The sequence below is a fragment of the Gracilimonas sp. genome (assembly GCF_035704785.1).
In the GTDB taxonomy this organism is placed as follows: domain Bacteria; phylum Bacteroidota; class Rhodothermia; order Balneolales; family Balneolaceae; genus Gracilimonas.
This window is the reverse complement of record NZ_DASSWP010000044.1, coordinates 1-3,917: the sequence shown is the minus strand read 5'-3', so window position 1 is coordinate 3,917 and position 3,917 is coordinate 1. Positions and strand designations below refer to the sequence as shown.

The 3,917-nt window shown below is 41.7% G+C and carries 6 protein-coding genes; 1 reads left to right on the top strand and 5 read right to left on the bottom strand.

From position 1 onward, the window contains the following. The 5 genes from VFM80_RS02330 to VFM80_RS02310 all read right to left on the bottom strand — a co-directional run. Window positions 1–1,011 (bottom strand): acyl-CoA dehydrogenase family protein (locus tag VFM80_RS02330; protein WP_395069154.1); only part of this gene is annotated, 1,011 nt, incomplete at its 3' end. A 12-nt stretch (window positions 1,012–1,023) separates the two neighbouring features. After that, window positions 1,024–1,623: a TetR/AcrR family transcriptional regulator gene (locus VFM80_RS02325; RefSeq protein ID WP_395069152.1), complete on the bottom strand. Its 600-nt coding sequence runs from the start codon at window positions 1,621–1,623 to the stop codon at window positions 1,024–1,026. An 87-nt stretch (window positions 1,624–1,710) separates the two neighbouring features. Beyond that, window positions 1,711–2,370: a tRNA (guanosine(46)-N7)-methyltransferase TrmB gene (gene trmB / locus VFM80_RS02320; RefSeq protein WP_395069150.1), complete on the bottom strand. Its 660-nt coding sequence runs from the start codon at window positions 2,368–2,370 to the stop codon at window positions 1,711–1,713. Window positions 2,371–2,373: 3 nt separating this feature from the next. Beyond that, complete coding sequence (gene pdxH, locus VFM80_RS02315) at window positions 2,374–3,018, bottom strand: pyridoxamine 5'-phosphate oxidase (protein WP_395069148.1); 645 nt, start codon at window positions 3,016–3,018, stop codon at window positions 2,374–2,376. Between the two features lie 4 nt (window positions 3,019–3,022). Then, complete coding sequence (locus VFM80_RS02310) at window positions 3,023–3,592, bottom strand: thioredoxin family protein (protein ID WP_395069146.1); 570 nt, start codon at window positions 3,590–3,592, stop codon at window positions 3,023–3,025. A 43-nt stretch (window positions 3,593–3,635) separates the two neighbouring features. Here VFM80_RS02310 and VFM80_RS02305 point away from each other — a divergent pair. Then, the coding region (locus VFM80_RS02305; protein WP_395069144.1) for a hypothetical protein at window positions 3,636–3,917 on the top strand (282 nt) is incomplete at its 3' end.

Here is a 3,917-nt window from a genome sequence, read left to right as displayed (position 1 = left end):
ATCATGGCGACGACCAAGCACAACACCTTCAGTATCAGATGGAATAAGCGCACAAGTAATTCCACGATTTTCATCCTCTCCGATCAAATGATCCGGATCTTTGAGGTTAAACGCTAAACCGATCACTGTTGAAATGGCTGCTAAAGTGATGTATCTCTTCTCAAAATTCATTCGGAGATACAACTTGCCATCATCTCCTTTGAATACCACGCCCTCAGAACGCATACTTCCCGCATCAGAACCTGCATTGGCTTCAGTCAACCCAAAGCACGGCATTTCTTTTCCGGAGGCCAGACGAGGCAAATAATGATCTTTCTGCTCATCTGTTCCGTAATGAAGCAACAACTCGGCAGGGCCTAATGAATTTGGCACCATAACCGTGGTAGCTAAAGGCCCGCATCTTGAAGCCAGTTTGGCAACAATGGCACTATGGGCTGTAGCTGAGAATTCAAGTCCACCAAATTTCTTTGGTACGATCAACCCAAAGAATTTTTCTTTACGCATGAATTCCCAAACTTCATCTGTGAATCCTTTGCGAACCATTACATCCCAATCGGTAACCATTTCACACAGTTTCTCAACCGGTCCATCCAGATAAGCCTGTTCTTCATCGGTAAGTTCAGGATAGGGTTCCTCCAGAATACGCTTCATGTTTGGCTTTCCTGAAAACAGTTCACCTTCAACCCACACATTCCCGGCTTCAATTGCCGTTTGCTCAGTTTCTGAGATCTTGGGAAGGAAATTCATGGCATCCAGCATCTTCATGATCGGTCCGCTCAACACCACTCTCCTAACCGGCTTGATATTAAAGATCACTACCAAAACGGTATAGGTGATAAACAGCCAGGCGGGAGCGTTTAATCCCACCAACCCTGCATATCCGGCAATGGCCCAAAGCCAAAGCGGGGCACCGGTATATCCTAAAATTAACATTAATAACACCGCTGAACCTATCGAGGCCCAAAGCGGCACTTCACTGAAAAATCCTAATAATTCCATAATTGCTTCCATGATGTCTCCTCTTTATGATACTGTTGTACGAACCAAGAATCCCTGAACCACAAGGTCAATCGAATCCTCAATAAATTGTTTTTGATCGATCCGGCTATCCAGCCTTTTATTAAGAACAACCGTAACCACACCGTGCAGTTGTGCCCAAATTGAATAGGCTGCAACCAGCGGTTTTTCCACTTCCATTACTCCATTTGAAACACTTTCTTCAATTGTTTTGACCAATAACTCATAGGCCCGGCGAGCTTTTCTGAATTTTTCTTTTGGATACCGAGCCATTGCTTCCGGCCGAACTTTATAAATGATCTCGTATTTCTCCGGATACTGAAGTCCAAAATCAACATAGCTTTCAATGATCTTCTTGAACCGTTCGATATTGTCTGTGACCGGGAGGGCCTTTGATTCAATAAATCGACTCAGATCCTCCACCGATTCTTCGATCAATGTGTGCAAAAGATGATCTTTGTTCTCGAAATACAAATAAATACTCGTTGCTGAAACATTGGCCTGTTTTGCGATCTTTCGCATGGATAAAGATGTATATCCATCCTCAAACAACATGTGACGGCTAATATCCAGAATTTGGTCTCTTAGTGGGTTTTCTTGGTTCATTACTACTTTTGGTTAACGGTGTTAACTACTTCAATTTAACCATTCCACAATGAAAATCAAGCAACGTATTTTTAGATAGGATCGGAGTTATGTACCCAACCGGAAAGATAAAGATTTGATCGCCTTGCCTTTCTCCAGATGCATCTCTTCGTAATAGGTTATGATGGAAAGTTTAGGATCATCCGGGCGATTTTTGTGCACATCGGGTTCATCATCCAGCAGTTCCAGTCCCTCTTGTTCAATGATCTCTTTAGTGTATTCGTAGAGCACATCACTGTCTGTTTTCACGTGAATGATCGCCTCCGGCTTCATCACCTTTCGGTAGGTCTTTAAAAATTTTGGGGCCGTTAGCCGCTTTCTCTCTTTTTTAAGATAAGGATCTGAAAAAACGATCCAGGCTTCATCAATCTCATCTTTTCCAAAGAATTGATCCAGGTGATCAATAAAACATCTCAAATAGCGGACATTATCGAATCCTTTCTCCAAAGCTTCTGTGGCACCAACCCATATCCGGTTTCCCTTGATATCAATTCCCACATAATTCTTTTTCGGTTCAAGCTTTGCAAGTCCAACAGAATACTCTCCCTTTCCACATGCTAATTCTAAAACTATGGGCTGATCTTTCTCAAAAACTTTGGAATTCCACTTTCCTTTTGGCGGCGGATTATCATCGTCAAAATCAGTATACACCAGCGTATTATCGAGCTTTGGCAGCTCTTCCATCCGCTTTTCTTTGATCTTAGGCATTACTTAAGGCGAAAGTCTTTTTATGATCCAGTTTCCATTTTCGAACACATATTTGATTCGGTCATGCAGACGGCTTCGTCGCCCCTGCCAAAACTCAATGGCTTCGGGAATCACTTTATACCCGCCCCATTTTTCAGGTTTTGGCACTTCACCTTCTTTATACTTTTTCTCCAGGTCTGCAAAGCGTTCCTCAAGAAATTCCCGGCTTGGCACCTCCATACTTTGGTTTGATGCTAATGCACCCAACTGACTCTTATATGGTCGCAATTTAAAATAAGCCTCACTTTCTTCTTCCGGTAATTTTTCGGCTTCACCTTCTATCCTCACCTGTCGCTCCAGTTCCTGCCACAGAAAACACAAGGCAGCATTTGGGTTTTGCTGAAGTTCTGCCCCTTTATCGCTGCCAAAGTTCGTATAAAAAATAAAACTCCCATCCTCAATTCCTTTTAACAACACTACTCTTGCGTGAGGCTTTTGTTTGTGATCTACCGTAGCCAACGTCATCGCATTGGGTTCAGGAATTTCGGATTTTAAAGCTTCTTCCATCCATTGTTCAAATTGTTTGATGGGATCTTTCTCTACATCAGCTTCATCCAAAGAGTTTTTGGAATAATCTTCTCTGAGTTTTTGCAATTTTTCTGTTTTCATTTATTCATCCAAAATAATCCGGTTCGTTGCCGGGTTTCCATTTAATGTTACAGCCAATACTTGGGGTTTGTTCATCTTCAGGGATCGTTTTTCCTGCTAATACAGCATCTAATGCCTTCCTCAGATCACGTCCTGTTACCGGTTCATCATTCTTTGGACGGCTATCATCGAACTGCCCTCTGTAAATCAACTTTCTATTCTCATCAAACACAAACAGATCCGGGGTGCAGGCTGCTTTATATGCTTTCGCAACTTCCTGATCCTCATCATATAAATATGGAAAAGGATAACCTTTTTGAGCCATTTTCTCAGGACTGTCTTGTGGATATTTTTTTATATCGTTCGAGCTTATAGCAATGAACCCGATGCCTTTTGCAATATATTCATTGGCCACTTTTACAAGCTCATCTTCGATATGCAGTACATAGGGACAATGATTGCAAATAAACATCACTACAAATCCTTTGCTTTGATCAGCATAGCTGAGTGAGAGATTTCCACCGCTCACACTCGGCAAAGTGAAATCCGGGGCTTTAGTTCCTATTTCCAGCATGGTTGATGATATAGCAGACATAATGCTCCTGACTTTTAATGATTAATGGCTTTAACTTCAGTCTATGGATACCATTACAAAGATATTGAATGATCGAGACAAAATTTTGTTCGAAAAAGCACTGAAGTTCTACTTCTATGCACGTCAACAAGATGTAGGGAAGCTTAATTCGCAACTTCAGAACAGAATTTCATATGCAGGACAAGTAGCATACTCACTTATCATAACCTTTATTCGTGAAGAAAGTTTGAAGCTTGAGTACATGGATTTTCTCAATGAAGAACTAAAGACCATGCAGCAGTTGGATGCTGAGCTTCTGGAACCTTTGATGATAAAACCTGGCCAG

Bases quoted from the DNA above. Each gene is read 5' to 3' on its own strand.
- VFM80_RS02325 (WP_395069152.1), bottom strand. From the start codon at position 1,623: ATGAACCAAGAAAACCCACTAAGAGACCAAATTCTGGATATTAGCCGT.
- trmB (WP_395069150.1), bottom strand. From the start codon at position 2,370: ATGCCTAAGATCAAAGAAAAGCGGATGGAAGAGCTGCCAAAGCTCGAT.
- pdxH (WP_395069148.1), bottom strand. From the start codon at position 3,018: ATGAAAACAGAAAAATTGCAAAAACTCAGAGAAGATTATTCCAAAAAC.
- VFM80_RS02310 (WP_395069146.1), bottom strand. From the start codon at position 3,592: ATGTCTGCTATATCATCAACCATGCTGGAAATAGGAACTAAAGCCCCG.